The following is a 367-nucleotide window of genomic DNA, read 5'->3' on the forward strand; positions in this document are numbered from 1 at the left end:
GTAGATCAAATCCAGGGCCGGAGCCCCCACCACACCAAATATGGATTTTCCATGCCAAATCAAAGCGATATTAACTGTAAATTCACCACTTCCTGCCAAAAATTCCTTGGTTCCATCCAGGGGATCCACAAGCCAGAAACATTTCGGAGCGGGGTACTTCGGGACCCTTTTTCCATCTTCTTCTGAAATCACCGGAAGATGAGGGGTCAGTTCAGACAGAGCGCTTACAATGATTTTGTGGGAAGCCAGATCCGCTTCCGTCAGCGGACTCCGATCCTCCTTGTGTGTCACCTTCAGTGGATGACGGGAATCGGCGGAGGCTATTTCCGAATAATATTGCAAAATAGCCCATCCCGACCGCTTGACG

The 367-nt window shown here is 49.9% G+C and carries 1 protein-coding gene; it reads right to left on the reverse strand.

Features of this window, described 5'->3' with window-relative positions:
• Positions 1 to 342, reverse strand: a 342-nt coding sequence (locus tag IV91_RS0113940) for a 3'(2'),5'-bisphosphate nucleotidase CysQ family protein (protein ID WP_324603973.1), incomplete at its 3' end; no start/stop codon positions are given.
• Between the last annotated feature and the right edge of the window lie 25 nt (positions 343 to 367).

This window comes from Ferrovum myxofaciens, from assembly GCF_000735045.1.
GTDB classification, from domain to species: Bacteria; Pseudomonadota; Gammaproteobacteria; order Burkholderiales; family Ferrovaceae; genus Ferrovum; species Ferrovum myxofaciens.